The following is a 21,928-nucleotide window of genomic DNA, read 5'->3' as shown; positions in this document are numbered from 1 at the left end:
ATTCCACGCTTGCCGGAGGGGCGATGAGCCTGCAGCGCTACAGCCATTGGGTTTTCGACATGGACGGCACCCTGACCATTGCCGTGCACGATTTCGCCGCCATCCGTGTGGCGCTGGAGATCCCGCCCGAAGACGACATCCTCCATCATCTGGCCGCCCTGCCGCCCGAGGTGTCGAAGGCCAAGCATGCCTGGTTGCTCGAGCACGAGCGCGAGCTGGCCATCGCCTCACGCCCGGCCGCTGGCGCCGTGGCCCTGGTGCGGGGCCTGCATGCCCGCGGCCTGCGTCTCGGCATCCTCACCCGCAATGCCCGCGAGCTGGCGCTGCTGACCCTGCAAGCCATCGGCGTGGATGACTGCTTCGCGCCGGCCGACATCCTCGGCCGCGACGAGGCGCCACCCAAGCCGGATCCCGGTGGCCTATTGCACCTGGCCGACCGCTGGCAGGTCGCGCCCCAGGACATGGTGATGGTCGGTGATCATCGCCACGACCTGGCCTGTGGCCGTTCGGCCGGTACCGCCACGGTGCTGGTCAACCTGCCCAGCAACCCCTGGCCGGAGCTGAGCGATCATTTCGTCGCCGATTGTGCGGCCCTTCAGCGGCTTGCCCTGGGGGCCGCTGCGGGCTGACAGCAGCCGCTGCCGGCCTGCAGGTCCTCGAGGATCGGGCAGTCGGGGCGGTGGTCGCCCTGGCAGTGGTCGACCAGGGTCTGCAAGGTGTCGCGCAGCGCCTCAAGCTCGGCGATCTTGCCGTTGAGCGCGTCGATATGCTCCACCGCCAGGGCCTTTACATCGGCGCTGGCGCGCTCGCGGTCGTGCCACAGCGCCAACAGCCGGCCCGACTCGGCGAGTGAGAAGCCCAGGTCGCGGGCGCGGCGAATGAAGCGCAGGCGCTGCAGGTCATCCTCGCCGTACTGGCGATAGCCGCTCTCGCTACGCCCGGCGCTGGGCAGCAGGCCGATGGCTTCGTAGTAGCGGATCATCTTGGCGCTGAGCCCGGTGTGCTTGGCGGCCTGACCGATATTCATCGCATTATTCCTCGATAGGGCGCGGGCGCCAGGTTTTCAACAACAGGGCATTGCTCACCACGCTGACGCTCGACAGTGCCATGGCCGCACCGGCGAGTATCGGGTCGAGCAGCCCGAAGGCCGCCAGGGGAATGCCCACCAGGTTGTAGATGAACGCCCAGAACAGATTCTGGCGGATCTTCGCATAGGTGCGCCGGGCGATATCCAGGGCGGCGGGCACCAGCCGCGGATCGCCGCGCATCAGGGTGATACCGGCCGCCTGCATGGCCACGTCGGTGCCGCCGCCCATGGCAATGCCGACATCCGCTGCGGCCAGGGCCGGGGCATCGTTGATGCCGTCGCCAACCATGGCCACCACGCCGGTTTCCTTCAGCTCGCTGACGATACGCGCCTTGTCTGCCGGCAGCACCTGGGCGTGCACCGAGTCGATGCCCAACTGGCGGGCGACGGCCTGCGCACTGCCCAGGTTGTCGCCGCTGATCAGGTGGCTGGTGATATGTCGCCTGGCAAGCTCGCCAATCGCCGCATGGGCGCCGTCCTTCAGGGTGTCGCCAAAGGCGAACAGGGCGAGCACCCGCGGTGTGTCGCCCGGTTCGATCAACCAGGACAGGGTACGCCCCTCGGCCTCCCAGTCATGGGCGGCCGCGGCCAGTTCGGCCGGCTCGGCGGCGCCGCTTTCCTGCAGCAGGCGTCGATTGCCGAGCTGCAGGGCGCGCCCTTCGACCTGCCCGGCGATGCCGCGACCGGCCAGGGCCTGGCTGGCGCTGAGCGGCGCGAGGGCCAGCCGCGCTTCCTGGCAGCCCTGTAGCACCGCCTTGGCCAGGGGATGTTCGCTGCCTTGCTGCAAGGCACCGGCCAGGCGCAGCGCTTGGCGATCATCGATCTCGACGCTGTGCAGATGGGCGATCCGCGGGGTGCCGGAGGTCAGGGTGCCGGTCTTGTCGAAGGCCACCACGCTGACGCCATGGGCAACTTCCAGGGCCTCGGCGTCCTTGATCAGGATGCCGTGGCGGGCGGCCACGCCGGTACCGGCCATGATCGCCGTGGGCGTGGCCAGGCCGAGGGCGCAGGGGCAGGCGATCACCAGCACGGCCACGGCGTTGAGCAGCGCCTGCTCGATACCGGCACCGAGGCTTAGCCAGGTGATCAGGGTCAGCAGGGCGACCAGCAATACCACCGGCACGAACACCTGGCTGACCCGGTCCACCAGCTTCTGGATCGGCGCCTTTGCCGCCTGGGCGTCCTCGACCAGGCGGATGATCCGTGACAGCACGGTTTCCGCGCCCAGGGCCGTGGTCTCGATCAGCAGGCGGCCTTCGCCATTGATCGCCCCGGCAGTCACCCGATCGCCCGGCACCTTGGCCTGGGGCAGGCTCTCGCCGCTGATCAGCGCTTCGTCGGCGTGGCTGCTGCCCTCCAGCACCTTGCCATCGACCGCAAAGCGCTCGCCCGGCCTGACAACGATTGAGTCGCCGATACTCAGCGCGCTGACCGCCACCTGCTGTTCGACGCCCTCATGCAGGCGCGTGGCCTGATCGGGGCGCAGCGCCTGCAAGGCACGTATGGCGCCGGTGGTCTGGCGCTTGGCACGGCTCTCCAGGTATTTGCCGAGCAGGATCAGGGCGATGATCACCGCCGAGGCTTCGAAGTACAGGTGCGGCATCTGCCCGGCCGGGGTGATCGCCCATTGATAGAGGCTCAGGCCATAACCGGCGCTGGTACCCAGGGCGACCAGCTGGTCCATGTTGCCGGCACCGCTGCGCAGCGCATGCCAGGCGGCGCGATAGAAGCGCGCGCCGAGCACGAACTGCACCGGTGTGGCCAGCAGGAACTGTGCCCAGGCCGGCAGCATCAGGTGCACGCCAAAGGGCGTCAGCAGCATGGGCAGCACCAGCGGAGCGGCCAGCAGCAAGGCCAGCGCCAGGTGCCAGCGCTCGGTGTTTGCAGGGCGCCCATCCTGCGCGGCAGCTGCTGCCACCGGGCTGGCCGAGTAGCCCGCCGCCTCGACGGCCTTCAGCAGGGCCTGGGTATCGGCAGCGGGCAGTACCTGCAGCCGGGCGCGTTCCGTCGCCAGGTTGACACTGACCGCGAGCACGCCGGGCTGCTTGGCCAAGGCGCGCTCGACGCGGCCCACGCAGCTGGCGCAGGTCATGCCGGCAATGGCCAGGTCCAGGGTTTGCCCGGCTACTTCATAACCGGCCTTCTCGACGGCGGCTATCAGCGCCGGCAGTTGTTCGGCAGGCGCCTGCACCCGCGCCCGCTCGCTGGCCAGGTTGACGCGGGCGTCGCTGACCTGCGCCACGTCGCGCAGGGCACGCTCGACCCGGCCGGCGCAGCTGGCGCAGGTCATGCCGCTGATCGGCAGATCGAAAGTGGGCATGGTGCTCTCCGTGATTCAGGCAGATGCCTACAGGATCAACCTTGCCACATGGGCAAGGTCAAGCCCCCGGGCAACCGCTCGGGATCACTGGCTGGAGGGCGCGGGGGTCAGGTACGGCCCGGAAGGGCTCAGGCCGATGCGGTAGCGGCGGATCTCGCCGGCAGTCAGGCTCAGGCGCTGGCTGTCGAGGGGCGTGATGCCGGCCTGGCAGCTTTCGGTGCCGAGCATGCCCAGGCGCACCGACACGTCGCCGGGCGGCAGGTTGAAGGACACCGACTGGCCCTGGAAAAGCCGGGCGGCGAGCTGGTCCTGCAGGTACACGCCGAACTCGCACGGTGAGGCGACTTCCAGGCGTTCGCGGGAAATGATCAGCACGGCGTAGCCATCGCCCATGGTGGTGTGCGACGGCAGCACCTGGGCGAGTGCCGGCAAGGGCAGGGCGAGAAACAGTGAGAACAGCAGGCGCGTCATGGTCAGACCATAGGAAGGTTGAGTGATCTGAGCTTGGCTGAGGTTGGCGGGTTCAACAAGCGCCATGTTGACCTTGCCCCGCTGGCAAGCCCGATACTCACCCGCACCCCAATCGATGCCCATGGGCAGAGGAGATGACGATGCAGGTATTCAAGGTGGATGGCATGACGTGTGCGCATTGCCAACGGGCGATCACCGGGGCCGTACAGGCGATCGATGCGGCGGCGCAGGTACAGGTTGATCTTGCCGCGGGTGAGGTGAGGGTGCATACCACCCACCCGGTGGATCAGGTGCTCGAGGCGATCATCAATGCGGGTTACAAGGCCGAGGCGGTGCCGGCGGCTAAGACCAGTCACTGAGCAGGCCGCGAAACAGCCCGTCGATCATGATCGGCCCGTCGTGCTGCGGGTCGAACAGGCTGTTGTCGCGCAGCCAGTCGCTGAGCATGCCGACGATCAGCGCGTGCAGGGTGCGTGCGGCCACGCGCGGCGTCATGCCCGGGCGCAGGCGTTGCCGGGTGGTTGGCTGGGCGAAAATCGTCTCGCACAGGTCGATGAACTGATTGATGAATGCCTCGTGACGCTCTTCGGCCTCGCGCAGTTCCTCGGTGAATTCGCAGCGGTGCAGCAGGATGGTGAAGATCCGCCGTTTCTGCTGGTCTTCGGCGATCCCGGCGATGCCCTCCACGCACAGCGTGCGCAATGACTGCAGGCCATTTCCCTGGGCGTCTTCGAGCAGGCGGCTGGCCAGTTGCTCTGGCGGCAGACGCACCTGGCTGAGCATGTCGTGGAACAGGTGGGCCTTGTTCTGGAAGTGCCAGTACACCGCGCCGCGGGTCACGCCGGCGTGCTTGGCGATGTGCTCCAGGCTGGTGTGCGCGACGCCCTTCTCCAGAAACAGTATCTCGGCGGAGGCCAGAATGGTGGCGCGGGTCTGCTCGGCTTGCTCTTTGGTTCGACGCATACGACAGGATCAGATCAGTTCAGGAAGCTGCGAGTGTAATTATTTTTTGCAGCGGATGTTTGTTTTACAGACGAACTTGTATGTAATTGTCGGCGTCCATTCTCGTTAAGCGCGCACAGCGCTTTATCTTGTCTTCAGCCCAGGGTGGGACAGCCGCCGGGAACCATGCCAATGCCGCTTCGTCTGTTACTGATTCTGGGTTCGCTCAGCGCTTTCGGCCCGCTGGCCATCGATTTCTACCTGCCCAGCTTTCCGGCGCTGGCGCTGGCGTTCGATACCGATACCGAGCACGTACAGCTTTCGCTGGCCTCCTATTTCGCCGGGCTGGCCATCGGGCAGCTGGTCTACGGGCCCCTGGCCGATCGCTTCGGCAGGCGCGGGCCGCTGCTGGTCGGGGTCTCGCTGTTTACTCTGGCTTCCCTGGCATGCGCCTTGGCGCCCAGCCTGGAATGGCTGATCGCCGCCCGGTTCGTCCAGGCCCTGGGTGGCTGTGCCGGTATGGTGATATCCCGCGCCGTGGTGCGCGACCTGTGCGACCCGATCAGTTCCGCCAAGGTGTTTTCGCAACTGATGCTGGTTATGGGCCTGGCGCCGATCCTCGCGCCAGTGGCCGGTGGCTTGTTGCTCAACCTGTTCGGCTGGCCAGCGATCTTCGTCTGCCTGACGCTGTTCAGCGCAGCGTGCCTGGTGGCCCTCAGCCTGTGGCTGCCGGAGACGCTGAACCCGCACGTGCAACCGCCTCCGTTGAGTGGCGCCCTGAGGGAGTACCGGCGCCTGTTCAGCGATCTGCCCTTTATCGGCCATGCGCTGACCGGCGGCCTGGCCATCGCCGGCATGTTCGCCTACATCGCCGGCTCGCCCTTCGTGTTCATCGAGCTCTATGGTGTACCGGCCGAGCATTATGGCTGGCTGTTCGGCACCAATGCCGCCGGCTTCATTCTTGCCGCCCAGGTCAATGCCTGGCTGGTGTCACGGCACGGGCCGGCCTACTGGGCCAGGCGCATCGTCTGGTTTTACCTGGCCTGCGGTATCGCTTTGCTGGTGCTGGCGTGGATAGGGCCACAGGCACTGTGGCCGTTGATGCTGCCGTTGTTCGGCTGCATCGCCTCACTGGGCATTCTGCTGCCCAATACCTCGGCCTGCGCGATGGCCGGGCAGGGCCGCCACGCCGGCAGCGCCTCGGCGCTGATGGGCAGCCTGCAGTTCACCATCGCAGCGAGCGCGGCCTCCATGGTCGGCGTGCTGCATGACGGCAGCGCGGTACCCATGGCGCTGGTCATCTTCAGCTGCGGCGTGCTGGCGGTGGGCGCTTCACGCCTCACCCGCTGGGCGGAGCGGCGCGCTGGGCACCCGGTGGGCTGAGGCTCAGCTGGCCAGGCGCTGCTCGGCGGGCAACGGGTGCGGGGCCTGTACCCGAGCCTGCAGCGTCGCCACGAACTGACGCGCTTCTTCTTCGCTGCGGAAATTGACCTGGTGTTGGCCCAGGCACACCTGCCAGCAGGTGCCGCGTAGGCCTTGCGACGCACGGATCTGGATGTCCATCGACCTGTCTCCCGGTGAGGGTGGAAACAGTCTAGCCGGTGTTCATGTAAATGACATGACGCCGCTCAATGAAAGATCGTTGCGCACGCACTTTTGCCCAGGCAAAAAAAGACCCGGCAAAGTGCCGGGTCAATAACCGTGATTAGCCTGATGAGGAGATAACCTGAAGAGTCCGACCTGGGGCTCTTGAGCTTATCGACCGATCTCGCGATCAGCTGATGCAAATAATAGCAATTCTCATTACATAGTCAACTGCACTATGGAAATTATTTTTATCGATCGTCCTCATCGCGATTTGCGGTCTGCCTGAACGCAGAACCCGGCACGTGGCCGGGTTCTCGGGAGCGGGGCGGATTTTCTCAGCCTGGCTGGCGCAGGCCGGTGATTTCCTTGTTGAGCAGGTCGATGCGCCTGGCCATGCTTTCGACCAGGCTGTGGGCGATGCGCGGGTTGCTTTCCATCAGGCTGAGGAACTGATCCTTGGGGATCACCATCACCGTGCAGGCCTGGCTGGCAATCACCGTGGCACTGCGCTTCTCGTTGGTGAACACGGCCATGGCGCCGAAGATTTCGTCCTTCTGCACGTCGCCGACCTTCATGCCATCGACGAATGCCTCGGCGTGGCCGTCGATGATGATGAACACATGGTCGGCTTCGTCGCCCTGGTTGATCAGTGCATCGCCCTTGGCGAAATGCTTGAAGCCGGTGGCTGGGCGAATCTCGGGTTGCTTGAGGCGTGCCAGGGCATCGGAGAGCAGTGCGGTATGCCCGACCAGATATTGAATGAACAGCTCCTGGCGCGGTTCGTCGGCATAGATGTGCTTGAACACCTCGCTGCGCGAGTAGGGGATCAGTGTCAGCGGCTCGTCGCTGGTGTAGCGGCAGCTCGGCAGGTCGATACCCTGGCGCAGCCCGACCAGGTCGCCTTCCTGCAGGTAGAACAGCGGACGCTCGTCGACCAGCGCATGCAGCAGGCCGTTATCGATGATGAACAGCTGGTTGCTGGGCAGGTCGCTCGCCAGGTTTTCGCTGCGCTCGACCTGCAGCGGCTCACCGCAGGGGCTGAGCCCGTCGAGTAGTTTTCCGGGGATGCTCTGCAAGCGGCTGATCAGTTGGTCGGCGTAGGCCGGTTGTTCCCCGAGTAGATACATGGTGATTCCTTGGGCTGCTCGTGCTGGATGCGCACGAAAATCCCTGAAACGATAATACTCGCCGCGCTCCAGGTAAATCGGTCTCGCTGGGGCTTGTGAACCAGCGCCTGTTCCAGGGCTCGTCCGGCCTCCTGGGTTCAGTCACCGGTGGCGGCGGCCTCCAGTTGCAGGTTCAGGCTCTCCTTGCGCGTCGGCGAGAGCTCGCTCCAGTGAATGTCCAGCAGTGCACCTTCGATGGAGTAGAGCAGTACCTTGGAGGCGCGGAAGCCGCGGGCGCGAACCGCCCGATAGGCCTCGACGGCCCCGTGCCTGCGCAAGTCGCTGGCGCTGTGAATGCCCACCGCGTGCAGCCACTGCGACGAGGTCTTGCCGAGGTTCTTGAGGGTCTGCAATTCGTCGTTCACGCCATCTCCTCCTGCCGCGTTTGCGCCGCGATGCCCCGTGCCGCCACCGCAAAAGTGTAGGCGCGGCATGGCGGCACTGCTGCGATCTCGCGTTACAGGCTGCTACAGGTGGTTGGGATGGGTGCGATAGCGCAGGCGGGTGCCGAAATTCATCGACATGAGGATTTCGTCGGCGCTGAGTTCGACCGGGAAGTAGGCGCCCGATATCTGCGCATGGGCGATGCTGGCACCTTCGAGCTGTGCGTTGCGAAAGTCCACGCCGCGCAGATCGGCGCCGCGGAAATAGGCATCGGTAAAGTCGATGCCCTCGGCATCGAGGCTGCGCAGGTCGAGCCCGCGGAAGTCCCCACCGCTCAGGTCGATGGGTTCGCCCTTGGGTCGCTGCTGGTTGAAGGCAGCGACGTCGTCATTGTGCAGCAGTCGGTAGAGCGGGGTGTCCAGCTGGCGCGGTTGGCTCATGGTGGCAGTCGTCCGGGGGAGGCTTACTGCCAGTATAGAAGAGCTTTGTCGCGCCGCTGGCCAGCCGTCAGAGGCTGGGGAAACGCTGGCGAACCGCGCTGACCAGTTCGGCCAGGCTGGCGCTGTCCGGGGTGTCCACGCGCTTGCAGTAGGGCAGTTCGGTTTCCTCCAGCGGATCCTGGCCGGCGCGCTGCGCCTCGATTACCGCCAGGGTCGCGTCGGACGGGTCGCTGCCTTCCAACTGGCGCTGCTGCAGCCAGCTGGCGAGCACCGCGTCCGGCGCGTGGCAGTCGAGGATCAGGAAGGGCACACCGGTGTCGTCGGCAACCTGCTGGGCGGCCTGGCGCTGCGGACGCTTGAGGAAGGTGGCGTCCAGCACCACCGGGTAACCCGCGTGCAAGGCCAGATCGGCCAACGTGTTGAGGTGCTGGTAGACGGTATCGCTGGCGTCCTGGCTATAGATCCCGGCATTCACCTCGGCAGTGTTCTGCTGGCCCAGCAGGCGCTTGCGCTCGACGTCGGAGCGGATGCGAATCGCGCCCAGCGCCTCCACCAGGCGCAGCGCGACCTGGCTCTTGCCGACCGCCGACACGCCGCGGGTGATCGCCAGCAGGCGCGCGGGAATGGCGCTGTAGCTTTCGGCGAGGCTGGCGTAGGCGCGGTATTGGCGCAGGATCACCGCACGTTGCACGGCATCCTGCTCCTGGCCGAGGCGGAACAGCGCGACCTTGGCGCGCACCAGGGCGCGGTGCGTCTTGTAGAGGTTGAATACCTTGAGCGAGGCGTAATCACCGGTGTGCTCCAGCCAGCCGTTGAGCAGGCGGCGCGCCAGGCATTTGAGGCCGCGGTCTTCCAGGTCCATGACCAGGAAGGCGGTATCCAGGGCGATATCGGTGAAGCGGAAGGGCTCGTTGAATTCGATGCAGTCGAACAGCGTGGCGCGTCCGTCCAGCAAAGTCGCGTTGCCCAGGTGGATATCGCCATGGCACTCGCGGATGAAACCATCCCGCGCCCGCGCTTCGAGGTCGGGCCACAGACGCTCCAGGCTGGTCTCGGTCCAGGCTTCCAGGGCGTCGAGCTGCTGCAGGTCGGCCTTGTCGCTGAGCATCGGGCGAATCTGCTCGAAGTTCTGCCGCAGCGGGGCGACGATGGCGGTGGCGTTGCACAGCGGGTGGTCGGCGGGCACCACGGGGGTGTCGCGGTGGAACTCGGCGATCTGCTTGGCCAGCGCGTCGATATGGGTTTCATTGAGCTCGCCGCGGGCCTGCACCTGGGCCAGCAACTGCTCTTGCGGGAACTGGCGCATCTTCAGCGCGTATTCGAACACCGTGGTGTCGCTGCCGATTTGCGGTGCCTCGGGGCTGCCACCGATCGGCAACACCTGCAGATACAAATCCTCGGTCAGGCGCTGGTTGAGCCGCAGCTCCTCCTCGCAGAAGTGCTTGCGCGCCTGCAGCGAGGTGAAGTCGAGAAAGCCGAAGTCGACCGGTTTCTTGATCTTGTAAGCATAGGGGCCGGTCAGCACGACCCAGGAAATATGGGTCTCGATGACCCTGAAACCGTCTACCGGGTGCGGATAAAGGGCCGGGTTCTGCAAGGCGGTAATCAGGGCTTGGCTCACGGACGATCCTTGGCATTTAAAAGTGGGAACAGGCGCGCATTATGGCCCCTCGCTGGCGCACTGCAAACCGCTGGCAGTCGCTGCCGGCGCTTCGTAAAGTGCGTATAATGCCGCGCCATGACTCGTACCCGATCTTCCCGCTCCCGTTCCAAACGCCGCCCCCGTGGCATGCGCCCCTTGCTGGGCTGGGCTGTAAAGCTCGGCTTGGTAGGCTTGGTGCTGTTCGCCGGCTTTGCGGTTTACCTCGATGCCATCGTCCAGGAGAAATTCTCCGGCAAGCGCTGGACCGTTCCGGCCAAGGTGTATGCCAGGCCGCTTGAGCTGTTCGTCGGCCAGAAGCTGGCCAAGGACGACCTGCTCAAGGAAATGGACGCCCTCGGCTACCGCCGCGAGAGCGTGGCCAATGGCCCGGGCGCCGTGGCCGTTTCCGGCAACAATGTGTCCCTGCATTCGCGCGGCTTCCAGTTCTACGAGAGCGCCGAGCAGGCTCAGCAGGTCAATGTGCGGTTCTCCGGTGACTACGTCGCCTCGCTGACCAAGGCCGACGGCAAGGACCTGGCCGTGGCGCGGCTCGAGCCGATGCTGATTGGCGGTTTGTACCCGGCGCACCAGGAAGACCGCGTGCTGATCAAGCTCGATCAGGTGCCGGCCTACCTGGTGGAAACCCTGGTGGCGGTCGAGGATCGCGACTTCTTCGAGCACTTCGGTGTATCGCCCAAGGGCATCGCCCGCGCCGTGTGGGTCAACGCCTCGGCCGGCCAGTTGCGCCAGGGCGGCAGTACCCTGACCCAGCAGTTGGTGAAGAACTTCTACCTGACCAACGAACGCAGCCTGACCCGCAAGATCACCGAAGCGATGATGGCGGTGCTGCTGGAGCTGCATTACGACAAGCGTGAAATCCTCGAGGCCTACCTCAACGAGGTATTCCTCGGTCAGGACGGCCAGCGCGCGGTGCATGGCTTCGGTCTGGCCAGTCAGTACTTCTTCAGCCAGCCGCTGTCCGAACTCAAGCTCGAGCAGGTGGCCTTGCTGGTCGGCATGGTCAAGGGCCCGACGTTCTACAACCCGCGCCGCAATCCGGAGCGGGCGCTGAACCGCCGCAACATGATTCTCGACCTGCTCGCCGAGCAGGGCGTGGTGTCGCCTGAAGAGGCCGCCGCCGCCAAGGCTCGTCCGCTGGGCGTGACCCAGCGTGGCAGCATGGCCAATGGCTCGTTCCCGGCCTTCCTGGATCTGGTCAAGCGCCAGTTGCGTCAGGACTACCGTGACGAGGACTTGACCGAAGAAGGCCTGCGCATCTTCACCAGCTTCGACCCTATCCTGCAGCTCAAGGCCGAGGAAGCGCTGGCGGAAACCTTCAAGCGCCAGGCCGGCCGCAAGGGCTCCGACGAGGTCGAAGCCGGCATGGTGGTGACCAACCCGGAAACCGGCGAGATCCAGGCGCTGATCGGCAGCCGTCAGCCACGCTTCGCCGGCTTCAACCGTGCGCTGGACGCCGTGCGCCCGATCGGCTCGCTGATCAAGCCGGCCATCTACCTGACCGCACTCGAGCGCCCCAGCCAGTACACGCTGACCACCCGGATCCAGGACGAACCCTTCTCGGTGAAGGGCCAGGATGGCCAGGTGTGGAGGCCGCAGAACTACGATCGCAAGGCCCACGGTAGCATTTACCTGTACCAGGGCCTGGCGCACTCCTACAACCTGTCCACCGCCAAGCTTGGCCTGGAACTGGGCGTGCCGAATGTGCTCAAAACCCTCGAGCGCCTGGGCGTGTCGCGCCAGTGGCCGGCTTATCCGTCGATGTTGCTGGGCGCTGGCGCGCTGACGCCGATGGAAGTCACCGGCATGTACCAGACCATCGCCAATGGCGGCTTCAACACCCCGCTGCGGGGTATTCGCAGCGTGCTGACCGCCGAGGGCGAGCCGCTCAGGCGTTATCCGTATCAGATTCAACAGCGTTTCGACGCGGGCGCCATCTACCTGCTGCAGAACGCCATGCAACGCACCATGCGTGAAGGCACCGGCCGTTCTGTTTACAGCCAGCTGCCAAGCTCGCTGACCCTGGCAGGCAAGACCGGTACCAGTAACGATTCGCGCGATAGCTGGTTTGCAGGCTTCAGTCAGGATCTGCTGACCGTGGTGTGGATGGGCCGTGACGATAACGGCCCGACACCGTTCACCGGCGCGACCGGTGCGCTGCAGGCCTGGACGGGCTTCATGCGCCGTGCCGACCCGCTGCCGCTGGACATGCCGGTACCCGACAACGTGGTGGTGGCCTGGGTGGACGCAGCGACCGGGCAGGGCTCGGCGCAGAATTGTCCGGGGGCCGTGCAGATGCCGTATATTCGCGGCAGCGAGCCGGCTCCGGGTGCAGGTTGTGGTATTCAGGCCCCCGTGGACTCGGTGATGGACTGGGTGAAAGGCTGGTTGGAATAAGAGAGGTTTGCCGTGAGCAAGTGGTTGATTCCCGTTTTGACCGCCTCGGTGGTTCTGGGTGGTTGTGCCAGCGTTCCGCGTGGTTCCATCCCGGTTGTGGATTCCGGTAGTTCCGCCTACGAGCAGGACGACCGGCCTGGCGGTGGCTACAACAATGCCCCCGCGCAAGCGCAGCAGCCCCAAACCATGCCCGAGGATTCCGGAGTGGTGGTGATGGTGCCGGGTGGCGGTGCGCCGTCCGCGCCGATCGACACCTATGCGGCGCCGGCTGGCGCGCCTGCCAGCGGTGGCGGGCTGACCTTCGACGAGCCGCCGCTGAGCAGCGAGCCGTTGGGTTCGCCGAGCTACGGCAACTCGGCCCCGTCGCAGCCGTCGACGCCCAGTGGCATCCCCAGCGGTAATACCGGTGGTGGCCTGGCTGCCGACGAGCAGCTCGACGGGCCGGTGCTGGCGTTGCTGACCAGCGCCCAGCAGCAGCAGACCGGTGGTGATCTCAATGGTGCGGCGTCCAGTCTGGAACGTGCCCAGCGGATCGCTCCGCGTGAGCCGCAGGTGCTCTACCGCCTGGCTGAAGTACGCCTGGCCCAGGGCGATGCCGCCCAGGCCGAGCAGTTTGCTCGCCGTGGCCTGAGCTACGCCAATGGCCGTCCGGCCCTGCAGGCCAGCCTGTGGGATCTGATCGCCAAGGCCCGCCAGCAGCAGGGCGACGCCGCTGGCGCAGCCCAGGCCCGTGAGCGGGCCCGGGTCAACCTGTGAGTGTCACATCGGTCGCCCTGATCGCCGATCAGCTCTTGCTGATCGAACGGGCACTGCGGGTGCAGGGCTTGTGGGAGGCCAGCGCGCCCAGCATGGAGGCGCTGTCCAGCGAACAGCCGTTCTGTGTGGATACCCTGGATTTTTCCCAGTGGCTGCAGTGGATCTTCCTGCCGCGCATGAAGGCGATCATCGAGGCGGGTGCCGACCTGCCGGCAGTGTCCGGCATCCTGCCCATGGCCGAGCAGGTGTATGGTGCCGACAGTCACGAGGCTGCGGCGCTGCTCAAGGCATTGGGCGATTTCGACCGGCTGATCAGCGCGGGCCGCTAAGGCCCGCAGCATCCAGCGTTACTGGCAGTTTTCCTTGATCGCCTGCTTGGCGTCGGCGATGCGCTTCTGGCGCTCGTCCTCGCCGAGGCGGCGCATTTCCCCACCTTCCTCCTCCACGCGTACCCGCGGGTTGTTCTCCAGCTGCGCCAGGTTGTTGCGCTGCGTTTCGCAGTACTTCTTGCGCTCGGCTTCCTGGGCGGCAACCTCCTTCTTCACCTTGGCATCGGCAGCGGCTTGCTCGGGATCGGCGATGCTGTCGAAGGTCGGCGCCGGCTTCGCTTCGGTCGTCGTGGTGGGCGGTGGCGCTGCCGACGGATTGACCGTGGTGGATTGCTGGCCCTGGGGCGGTTGCTCGCCAAAATGGGTGACGCCCTGGGCGTCGACCCATTTGTAGATCTGTCCGGCCATGGCGCTCGCACTCAGGGCGAGCAGCAGGCTGCTGGTGAGAATCATGCGGCGCATGGAGTGTCCTTATGCAGGGTGCATCGGCTGATTGACGTACTGGCAACGCGAAGTTGCAACGCAGGTCGCCACTATAACCAATCGGCGTTCGGCGCAGGCGGGTCTGTTTCACATCGGCGCTATCCGGCGATCCGGCGATCCGGCGATCCGGCGACTCGGCGGTGGCTAAGGCATGGTTGCCGGATATCGCGTATTCCGTCACGCATCGCTTGACTTGCCGGTGGTGAATATCAACAATCGGTTGCTCGCTGTAGTGGGGTCAGCCGCAAGCTGGCTTCAGCTCAGTAGACATGAGGCGCTACCCGCGCCGACCTTTCGTTACACCCGCAACGCGTTACCTCGCGCTGGGTGGGAAAGCCCCGCAACACATCAGGGGCGGTCCCAATACTTGCTCAGTTGTAGCTGACGTAGTCGGCGACCACAGTCGCTCATGCTCTGCTGGCAGTAAACCTACTCGGGCCGACCCTGCAAAAGGGCGGTTTTCTGGCGTAATAGAGGTGAACAACGTGGAGCTTTTATCCGGCGCTGAAATGGTCGTCCGCTCGTTGCGTGACGAAGGCGTTAAGTACATCTATGGGTATCCGGGTGGTGCCCTCCTGCACATCTATGATGCCTTGTTCAAAGAACCGGAAGTGACCCACATCCTGGTTCGCCACGAGCAGGCGGCGACCCATATGGCCGACGGCTACGCCCGTGCCACCGGCAAGGCCGGCGTGGTGCTGGTGACTTCCGGGCCGGGCGCGACCAACGCCGTGACCGGTATCGCCACCGCCTACATGGATTCGATCCCGATGGTGATCATCTCCGGTCAGGTGGCCAGCACCGTGGTCGGCACCGATGCCTTTCAGGAAGTCGACATGGTCGGCATCTCCCGGCCGATCGTGAAGCACAGCTTCATCATCAAGCATCCTTCGGAAATTCCCGAAGTGATCAAGAAGGCCTTCTACCTGGCTGAATCGGGGCGTCCGGGCCCGGTGGTCGTCGATATCCCCAAGGACATGGGTGATCCGACCCAGAAGTTCGAATACAGCTACCCGAAGAAGGTCAAGCTGCGCTCCTACAGCCCGGCTGCCCGTGGGCACTCGGGGCAGATCCGCAAGGCGGCGGAAATGCTCCTCGCGGCCAAGCGCCCGATCATCTACTCCGGCGGTGGCGTTATCCTGGGTGGCGCTTCGGCGCAACTCACCGAGCTGGCCCGCGCCCTGAACGTACCGGTCACCAATACCCTGATGGGCCTCGGCGCCTACCCGGGCGATGACCGCCAGTTCGTCGGCATGCTCGGCATGCACGGCAGCTACACCGCCAACCTGGCGATGCACCACGCCGACGTGATCCTGGCCGTTGGCGCACGCTTCGATGACCGCGTCATCAATGGCGAGACCGCTGCCAAGTTCTGCCCGAACGCCAAGATCATCCATATCGACATCGACCCGGCGTCGATCTCCAAGACCGTCAAGGCCGACATCCCGATCGTGGGCCCGGTGGACAGCGTGCTGAGCGAAATGGTCGCCGCCCTCAGGGAGATCGAGCAGACCCCGGACAAAGACGCGCAAACCACCTGGTGGAAGCAGATCGACGAGTGGCGTGGCGGTGGCCGCCTGTTCCCTTACAACGAGGGCGACGGTTCGATCATCAAGCCGCAGACCGTGATCGAGACGCTGTGCGAAGTCACCAAGGGCGAGGCCTATGTCAGCTCCGACGTGGGTCAGCACCAGATGTTCGCGGCCCAGTACTACCGCTTCAACAAGCCGAACCGCTGGATCAACTCCGGTGGCCTGGGCACCATGGGCTTTGGCTTTCCGGCCGCGATGGGCGTCAAGCTCAACTTCCCGGATGCCGATGTCGCCTGCGTGACCGGTGAAGGCAGCATCCAGATGAACATTCAGGAACTGTCGACCTGCCTGCAGTACGACCTGCCGGTGAAGATCATCAACCTCAACAACGGCGCCCTGGGCATGGTTCGCCAGTGGCAGGACATGCAGTACAGCAGCCGTTACTCGCACTCCTACATGGAATCGCTGCCTGATTTCGTCAAGCTGGCCGAGTCCTATGGGCACGTGGGCATGCGCATCACGGATCTCAAGGATCTCAAGTCGAAGATGGAAGAGGCGTTCGCGATCAAGGACCGTCTGGTGTTCCTCGATATTGCCGTGGATACCAGCGAGCACGTCTACCCGATGCAGATTCGGGGTGGCGCGATGCGTGACATGTGGTTGAGCAAGACGGAGCGTACCTGACATGCGTCATATCATTTCCCTGCTGCTGGAAAACGAACCGGGAGCCTTGTCGCGTGTGGTCGGCCTGTTCTCCCAGCGCAACTACAACATCGAAAGCCTGACCGTGGCGCCAACCGAAGACCCGACCCTGTCGCGCCTGACGTTGACCACCATCGGCCATGATGACGTGATCGAGCAGATCACCAAGAACCTCAACAAGCTGATCGAAGTGGTCAAGCTGGTGGATCTGTCGGAAAACGCCCACATCGAGCGCGAGCTGATGCTGGTCAAGGTCAAGGCCACCGGCGCCCAGCGCGCCGAGGTCAAGCGCACCACCGACATCTTCCGTGGGCAGATCGTCGACGTGACGCCGAGCGTCTATACCATCCAGCTGGCCGGTACCAGCGACAAGCTGGACAGCTTCATCCAAGCCATCGGCACGGCGTTGATTCTGGAGACCGTGCGCAGCGGTGTCACCGGTATCGCCCGTGGCGACAAGGTGCTGAGCATCTGAGCACAGCGCTGAAATAAAGAACCCCGCCTGGTGCGGGGTTTTTTATGGCTTGAGCATTAGCGCTGGCGATTCCAGAAGGCCGCGATCAGCGGATCCTTGAGGCGCTTGTGCAGGGCGAACAGGCCGATGTCATAGGCCGTCAACGGCGGCTGGATATCGTAAATGCGGATGCGCGCGGCCAGGGGGCTGTTGTCCAGCACGATCTGCGGCACCACGCCGATCCCGAAACCCAGGCTGACCATGCTGACGATGGCCTCGTTGCCACTGACCTGGGCGTAGATGCGTGGCTTGATGTTGTGGTGCTTGAGCCAGCGGTCGGTGCGGGTGCGCGCCAGGCCTTCCTCGGAGAGGATCAGCGGTACGTCCTGCCAGGTGTCGGCGCCGGGATTCTTCAGTTGCTCGTCGCTCAACAGCTGCGGTGCTTGCGGGCCGATGAAGCGCAGCGCCGAACGGGTGATCGACTGGAACTCGACGCCGGCCGGCAGGTTGTCCGGGCGCGCGCCGATGGCCAGATCCTCGATGCCCTGCTGCACGCGCTCGACGGCCTTGGCCGGATCGCCGGTGTGCAGCTTCATTTCGATGCGCGGGTAGTCCTGGCGAAAGCTGCTGAGAATCTCGTACAGGAAGCTGTAGCTCGCCGTCACCGAGCAATACAACGACAGCTCGCCATGCAGCACCAGCTGGTCCTGCCTGAATGTCTGGCGGATGGCCTGCCAGCCGTTCATGACCTCGCTGGCGTACTGGCGAAACTGCTGGCCTTCGCGAGTCAGGCGCACCGAGCGGTTGTCGCGCACGAACAACGCCGCGCCGACTTCATCCTCGAGCTGCTTGATGCTGCGGCTGAGCGCGGAGGGGCTCACATGCTGCTCGCGGCTGGTCTTGCCGAAGTGCAGGTTGTCGGCCAGGGAAAGAAAGAGACTGAGGGCGTGGCTGTCCATTTACGTTTCATATATCGGCATGCTGTGTTGCGAATATATCATTTTACGCAATGGTGCGGATCACTTAAGGTAACTCCCGTAGCGGTGCTCGGCACCCCATCCCTTTCGCGATACAAGAGCCAAGAACATGAAAGTTTATTACGACAAAGACTGTGACCTCTCGATCATCCAGGGCAAGAAAGTTGCCATCATCGGTTACGGCTCCCAGGGCCACGCTCAGGCGTGCAACCTGAAGGATTCCGGCGTCGACGTTACCGTCGGCCTGCGTAAAGGCTCTGCTACCGTTGCCAAGGCTGAAGCCCATGGCCTGAAAGTTGCCGACGTGGCGTCTGCCGTCGCTGCCGCTGACCTGGTGATGATCCTCACCCCGGACGAGTTCCAGGGCGCGCTGTACAAGAACGAGATCGAGCCGAACATCAAGAAAGGCGCCACTCTGGCCTTCTCCCACGGCTTCGCGATTCACTACAACCAGGTCGTTCCGCGTGCCGACCTCGACGTGATCATGATCGCGCCGAAGGCTCCAGGCCACACCGTGCGTACCGAGTTCGTCAAAGGCGGCGGCATCCCTGACCTGATCGCTGTTTACCAGGACGCTTCCGGCAATGCCAAGAACGTTGCCCTGTCCTACGCCTCGGGCGTTGGCGGCGGCCGTACCGGCATCATCGAAACCACCTTCAAGGACGAGACCGAAACCGACCTGTTCGGCGAGCAAGCCGTTCTCTGTGGCGGCACCGTCGAGCTGGTCAAGGCCGGTTTCGAAACCCTGGTCGAAGCGGGCTACGCGCCGGAAATGGCCTACTTCGAGTGCCTGCACGAACTGAAACTGATCGTTGACCTCATGTACGAAGGCGGTATCGCCAACATGAACTACTCGATCTCCAACAACGCCGAGTACGGCGAGTACGTGACCGGCCCGGAAGTCATCAACGCCGAATCCCGCCAGGCCATGCGCAATGCACTCAAGCGCATCCAGGACGGCGAGTACGCGAAGATGTTCATCAGCGAAGGTGCCACCGGCTACCCGTCGATGACCGCCAAGCGTCGTAACAACGCTGCCCACGGCATCGAAGTGATCGGTGAGCAACTGCGTTCGATGATGCCGTGGATTGCGGCCAACAAGATCGTCGACAAAGCCAAGAACTGAGTCGAACCGATCAACGAAGAACGCGGCCCCGGCCGCGTTTTTTCGTTCCAGGCGCGGTACGAACAGTCCCCGGGCGAAGCTCGGGCAAAGAAAAAAGGCGCCGAGCTTACGAGCTGTTAATGCGCAGGCCGAAGCGATTTTTAACGCAGTACCAGCCTGCCCAGGCGCTTTTGGTAAAGAGCCGAGCCCGGGCTTCTGGTATAAAGCCCTGTACCCAGGCCGCCGTTAGGGCGAACGCTTTTGCGGCGGCTCGGTCGAAAATTCAAATCCGATGCAAGGTGTTGTTCATGAGCGAGCGTCCGCAAGAGCCCAAGTCGTCCCGGGACGATGACAGCTTACTGCCCATCGACGAGCATATTGAGGAAGGGCATGACGACGAGGGGCGCAAGGTGCGTCATCGCGGCATCTACCTGCTGCCCAATCTGTTCACCACCGCGAACCTGTTCGCCGGCTTCTATTCCATCATCAATGCCATGAACGGCAACTTCTACGTGGCGGCTGCCACGGTGTTCGTGGCCATGGTGCTGGACGGCCTGGACGGTCGCGTCGCACGCCTGACCAACACCCAGAGCGCATTTGGCGCCGAATACGACTCGCTGTCCGACATGGTCGCCTTTGGCGTCGCGCCGGCACTGCTGGCGTTCGAGTGGGCCTTGGGCAGCATGGGCAAGGTCGGCTGGATGGTCGCCTTCATCTATGTGGCCGGTGCCGCATTGCGCCTGGCGCGTTTCAATACGCAGATCGGCAGCGTCGACAAGCGCTACTTCATCGGTCTGGCCAGCCCGGCTGCTGCTGGCGTGGTCGCCGGTACCGTGTGGGCGTTCAGCGACTTCGGTATCCAGGGCTCCAACATGTCGTTCGTGGTCGCCGTCCTGGTGGCTGCTGCCGGCATGCTGATGGTCAGCAACATCAAGTACAACAGCTTCAAGAACCTCGACCTGAAAGGTCGCGTGCCGTTCGTGGCGATTCTTGCCGTGGTGCTGGTGTTCGCCGTGGTGTTCAGCGATCCGCCGCGTATCCTGCTGCTGATCTTCCTGGCCTACGCGGCATCCGGCCCGATTCAATATCTGCTGCGTTTGCGTCGTCGCAAGTCAGTGGAGTGATGTAATTTCCTGCAGACTCCGTAGTCTATTGGGCTGGTCTGTCCCGATACTGCGGAGTCATCATGCTGATCAAGCTGCGTCAGTCATCCGAGTGCAATGAATCGGATGTTACCCCCGAGTCAATCTATCTCTCCCGTCGCACCTTCATGTCAGCTGCCGCAGCCGGGGCCGCGCTAAGCAGCGTGCCTGCCTGGGCACAGTCGGCGCTGGGCGAACGCTATGCCGATGTCGAACCCGGCAAGGCGCCAGCCTGGTTGGCGGATCGTATCGCCGCAACCAAATGGAATGCGGTCACCGTCAAGGACGAAGCGATCACGCCGTTCCACGACGCCACCCACTACAACAACTTCTATGAGTTCGGTGCCGACAAGTCGGATCCCGCCGCCAATGCTGGCAGCCTGAAAACCGAGCCCTGGTCCGTGGTGATCGATGGCGAGGTCGGCAGGCCTGGCCGCTATGCGCTGGAAGACTTCCTCAAGCCGTATCAGCTGGAAGAGCGTATATACCGATTACGCTGCGTGGAAGCCTGGTCCATGGTGATCCCGTGGATCGGTTTTCCCATTTCGGCGCTGCTCAACAAGGTAGAGCCAACCTCGGCAGCCAAGTACATTCGCTTTGAAACCCTCAACGATCCGGACAGCATGCCGGGGCAACGCTCGCGGTTTGGGTTGATCGACTGGCCGTATGTAGAGGGGCTGCGCCTGGATGAGGCGATGAACCCCTTGGCCATATTGGCGGTAGGCATGTATGGCCGCGAGCTGCCTAACCAGAACGGCGCGCCGCTGCGCCTGGTGGTGCCCTGGAAGTACGGCTTCAAGAGTATCAAGTCGATCGTGCGCATCAGCCTGGTGAGCGAGCAGCCGCAAACCACCTGGCAAAGCATCGCGGCCCAGGAGTACGGCTTCTATGCCAACGTGAACCCGACCGTCGACCATCCTCGCTGGAGCCAGGCGCGCGAGCGTCGTCTGCCCAGCGGGCTGTTCAGCCCCAACGTACGCGAGACCCAGATGTTCAATGGCTATGCCGATGAGGTCGCCAGCCTTTATAGCAACCTCGATCTGCGGAAGAACTATTGATGCGGCACCCGTACTGGCGTCTTCTCGTTTTCGTGCTGGTCGCCGTGTGGCCGTTGTACTGGCTGTATCAGGCCTGGTCGTTCGCGCTGGGGCCTGATCCTGGCAAGGTACTGGTCGAGCGGCTGGGGCTGGGCGCGCTGATCCTCCTGCTGATCACCCTGAGCATGACCCCATTGCAGAAGCTCAGCGGTTGGTCGGGCTGGATGGCCGTGCGCCGCCAGCTCGGCTTGTGGTGTTTCGCCTATGGGGTTCTGCACCTGGCCGCTTACGCGGTTTTCATTCTGGGGCTGGACTGGTCGCAACTGGCCGTCGAGCTGCGCAAGCGCCCGTACATTATCGTCGGTGCGGTCGCGCTGTTCGGCTTGCTGCTGCTGGCCGTGACCTCCAATCGATACAGTCAGCGCCGCCTGGGCAAGTCCTGGAAGAAGCTGCATCGCCTCATCTACCTGATCCTGCCGCTGGGGTTGCTGCATATGTTGTGGATCGTCAGGGCGGATCTGCAGGAATGGGCTATCTATGCAGCGCTTGGAGCCGTGCTGCTGGTGCTGCGTATCCCCGCGCTCATGCGCCGAATCCCGCGGATAGGCGGGGCAGGGCAGAAAGTTCAGCCAAAGTGAAATAAACGGTTGACCAGAAATTATGGCGGCCTATAATGCGCACCACTTCCGGCGCAGCCTGATCTGAAAACTCCTTGTAGATCAATGAGTTAGACGAAAATAAAGGTTGCACGGACGGCGAATTCGAGTAGAATGCGCCGGCATCGACAGAGTGGTTTGAGTGGTTCTGTTGATGGTTCGGTCGGGTTTGATCGAAGGCGGTAAAAGAGGGTGTTGACAGCGGTTTGTAACGCTGTAGAATGCGCCTCCCGCTGGAGAGAAGATGATCTGGTCGGGCGCTGCAAGGTGTTGAGAAGAAAGAAAAAATTCTTCAAAAGCA

24 protein-coding genes are annotated in these 21,928 nt (G+C 63.9%); 12 read left to right on the top strand and 12 right to left on the bottom strand.

The features are described 5' to 3' along the window. Positions 1–23: 23 nt before the first annotated feature. Positions 24–629 (top strand): HAD family hydrolase, encoded by a 606-nt coding sequence (locus QYS36_RS16860; protein WP_308840581.1) that lies wholly within the window; start codon positions 24–26, stop codon positions 627–629. Here QYS36_RS16860 and cueR read toward each other — a convergent pair. The 3 genes from cueR to QYS36_RS16845 form a co-directional block, all read right to left on the bottom strand. Beyond that, positions 596–1,027 (bottom strand): Cu(I)-responsive transcriptional regulator, encoded by a 432-nt coding sequence (gene cueR / locus QYS36_RS16855; RefSeq protein WP_308840580.1) that lies wholly within the window; start codon positions 1,025–1,027, stop codon positions 596–598. The genes QYS36_RS16860 and cueR overlap by 34 nt on opposite strands. Before the next feature lie 4 nt (positions 1,028–1,031). Then, positions 1,032–3,407, bottom strand: coding sequence for a heavy metal translocating P-type ATPase (locus QYS36_RS16850; protein WP_308840579.1), 2,376 nt, complete (start codon positions 3,405–3,407; stop codon positions 1,032–1,034). Between the two features lie 84 nt (positions 3,408–3,491). Beyond that, on the bottom strand, positions 3,492–3,878 hold the full coding sequence (locus QYS36_RS16845; RefSeq protein ID WP_308840578.1) for a hypothetical protein: 387 nt from the start codon (positions 3,876–3,878) through the stop codon (positions 3,492–3,494). Positions 3,879–4,018: 140 nt separating this feature from the next. Between QYS36_RS16845 and QYS36_RS16840 the strand changes: the two genes are divergently transcribed. Next, on the top strand, positions 4,019–4,237 hold the full coding sequence (locus tag QYS36_RS16840; RefSeq protein WP_308840577.1) for a cation transporter: 219 nt from the start codon (positions 4,019–4,021) through the stop codon (positions 4,235–4,237). Here the strand turns inward: QYS36_RS16840 and QYS36_RS16835 are convergent. Next, positions 4,221–4,841 (bottom strand): TetR family transcriptional regulator, encoded by a 621-nt coding sequence (locus tag QYS36_RS16835; RefSeq protein WP_308840576.1) that lies wholly within the window; start codon positions 4,839–4,841, stop codon positions 4,221–4,223. The two genes, QYS36_RS16840 and QYS36_RS16835, sit on opposite strands and share 17 nt — an antisense overlap. A 171-nt stretch (positions 4,842–5,012) precedes the next feature. Between QYS36_RS16835 and QYS36_RS16830 the strand changes: the two genes are divergently transcribed. Further along, a complete protein-coding gene (locus QYS36_RS16830) occupies positions 5,013–6,203 on the top strand; it encodes a multidrug effflux MFS transporter (RefSeq protein ID WP_308840575.1) in 1,191 nt (396 codons plus the stop codon). 3 nt (positions 6,204–6,206) lie between these two features. Here the strand turns inward: QYS36_RS16830 and QYS36_RS16825 are convergent, their stop codons facing one another. The 5 genes from QYS36_RS16825 to QYS36_RS16805 all read right to left on the bottom strand — a co-directional run bounded on the left by QYS36_RS16825 (position 6,207) and on the right by QYS36_RS16805 (position 10,018). After that, a complete protein-coding gene (locus QYS36_RS16825; RefSeq protein WP_308840574.1) occupies positions 6,207–6,383 on the bottom strand; it encodes a hypothetical protein in 177 nt (58 codons plus the stop codon). A 359-nt stretch (positions 6,384–6,742) separates the two neighbouring features. Further along, positions 6,743–7,534 carry a cyclic nucleotide-binding domain-containing protein gene (locus QYS36_RS16820; RefSeq protein ID WP_308840573.1) on the bottom strand — a complete coding sequence of 264 codons (792 nt, stop codon included), beginning with the start codon at positions 7,532–7,534 and terminating at the stop codon, positions 6,743–6,745. A gap of 137 nt (positions 7,535–7,671) precedes the next feature. After that, positions 7,672–7,938 carry a TfoX/Sxy family protein gene (locus QYS36_RS16815; RefSeq protein ID WP_308840572.1) on the bottom strand — a complete coding sequence of 89 codons (267 nt, stop codon included), beginning with the start codon at positions 7,936–7,938 and terminating at the stop codon, positions 7,672–7,674. A 102-nt stretch (positions 7,939–8,040) separates the two neighbouring features. Further along, positions 8,041–8,397 carry a pentapeptide repeat-containing protein gene (locus QYS36_RS16810; RefSeq protein ID WP_308840571.1) on the bottom strand — a complete coding sequence of 119 codons (357 nt, stop codon included), beginning with the start codon at positions 8,395–8,397 and terminating at the stop codon, positions 8,041–8,043. 67 nt (positions 8,398–8,464) lie between these two features. Then, positions 8,465–10,018 (bottom strand): AAA family ATPase, encoded by a 1,554-nt coding sequence (locus QYS36_RS16805; protein ID WP_308840570.1) that lies wholly within the window; start codon positions 10,016–10,018, stop codon positions 8,465–8,467. Between the two features lie 117 nt (positions 10,019–10,135). Between QYS36_RS16805 and mrcB the strand changes: the two genes are divergently transcribed. From mrcB to QYS36_RS16790, 3 genes are read left to right on the top strand one after another with little or no spacing between them, the layout of a single operon-like run. Further along, the gene (gene mrcB, locus QYS36_RS16800; RefSeq protein WP_308840569.1) at positions 10,136–12,454 is read left to right on the top strand and encodes a penicillin-binding protein 1B; all 2,319 of its coding nucleotides are present in this window, start codon (positions 10,136–10,138) and stop codon (positions 12,452–12,454) included. Between the two features lie 12 nt (positions 12,455–12,466). Then, positions 12,467–13,210, top strand: a complete 744-nt coding sequence (locus tag QYS36_RS16795; RefSeq protein WP_308840568.1) for a tetratricopeptide repeat protein — start codon at positions 12,467–12,469, stop codon at positions 13,208–13,210. After that, complete coding sequence (locus QYS36_RS16790; protein ID WP_308840567.1) at positions 13,207–13,539, top strand: YqcC family protein; 333 nt, start codon at positions 13,207–13,209, stop codon at positions 13,537–13,539. The genes QYS36_RS16795 and QYS36_RS16790 overlap by 4 nt, the downstream gene beginning before the upstream one ends. A gap of 18 nt (positions 13,540–13,557) precedes the next feature. Here QYS36_RS16790 and QYS36_RS16785 read toward each other — a convergent pair whose 3' ends face one another. Further along, a complete protein-coding gene (locus tag QYS36_RS16785; protein WP_308840566.1) occupies positions 13,558–14,001 on the bottom strand; it encodes a DUF4124 domain-containing protein in 444 nt (147 codons plus the stop codon). A 506-nt stretch (positions 14,002–14,507) separates the two neighbouring features. Here QYS36_RS16785 and QYS36_RS16780 point away from each other — a divergent pair. Together QYS36_RS16780 and ilvN are read left to right on the top strand one after the other, a co-directional pair. Continuing rightward, positions 14,508–16,238: an acetolactate synthase 3 large subunit gene (locus QYS36_RS16780; RefSeq protein WP_308840565.1), complete on the top strand. Its 1,731-nt coding sequence runs from the start codon at positions 14,508–14,510 to the stop codon at positions 16,236–16,238. 1 nt (position 16,239) lies between these two features. Then, positions 16,240–16,731, top strand: a complete 492-nt coding sequence (gene ilvN / locus QYS36_RS16775) for an acetolactate synthase small subunit (RefSeq protein WP_042553031.1) — start codon at positions 16,240–16,242, stop codon at positions 16,729–16,731. A gap of 56 nt (positions 16,732–16,787) precedes the next feature. Here ilvN and ilvY read toward each other — a convergent pair whose 3' ends face one another. Beyond that, on the bottom strand, positions 16,788–17,669 hold the full coding sequence (gene ilvY, locus QYS36_RS16770; protein WP_308840564.1) for an HTH-type transcriptional activator IlvY: 882 nt from the start codon (positions 17,667–17,669) through the stop codon (positions 16,788–16,790). A gap of 127 nt (positions 17,670–17,796) precedes the next feature. Between ilvY and ilvC the strand changes: the two genes are divergently transcribed. The 4 genes from ilvC to msrQ all read left to right on the top strand — a co-directional run bounded on the left by ilvC (position 17,797) and on the right by msrQ (position 21,609). Continuing rightward, a complete protein-coding gene (gene ilvC, locus QYS36_RS16765) occupies positions 17,797–18,813 on the top strand; it encodes a ketol-acid reductoisomerase (RefSeq protein ID WP_073268715.1) in 1,017 nt (338 codons plus the stop codon). Between the two features lie 287 nt (positions 18,814–19,100). Beyond that, complete coding sequence (gene pssA, locus QYS36_RS16760) at positions 19,101–19,916, top strand: CDP-diacylglycerol--serine O-phosphatidyltransferase (RefSeq protein WP_308840563.1); 816 nt, start codon at positions 19,101–19,103, stop codon at positions 19,914–19,916. Positions 19,917–19,978: 62 nt separating this feature from the next. Continuing rightward, positions 19,979–20,992 carry a protein-methionine-sulfoxide reductase catalytic subunit MsrP gene (gene msrP, locus QYS36_RS16755; RefSeq protein WP_308840562.1) on the top strand — a complete coding sequence of 338 codons (1,014 nt, stop codon included), beginning with the start codon at positions 19,979–19,981 and terminating at the stop codon, positions 20,990–20,992. Beyond that, a complete protein-coding gene (gene msrQ, locus QYS36_RS16750) occupies positions 20,992–21,609 on the top strand; it encodes a protein-methionine-sulfoxide reductase heme-binding subunit MsrQ (protein WP_308840561.1) in 618 nt (205 codons plus the stop codon). The genes msrP and msrQ overlap by 1 nt, the downstream gene beginning before the upstream one ends. Positions 21,610–21,690: 81 nt before the next feature. On the opposite strand, the gene QYS36_RS16745 is transcribed toward msrQ, so the two are convergent. Then, the coding region (locus tag QYS36_RS16745) for a hypothetical protein (protein WP_308840560.1) at positions 21,691–21,928 on the bottom strand (238 nt) is incomplete at its 5' end.

This window comes from Pseudomonas sp. G34 (assembly GCF_031119625.1).
GTDB lineage: Bacteria > Pseudomonadota > Gammaproteobacteria > Pseudomonadales > Pseudomonadaceae > Aquipseudomonas.
The sequence above is the reverse complement of the archived record's forward strand: the minus strand, read 5'-3'. Positions and strand labels throughout refer to the sequence as shown.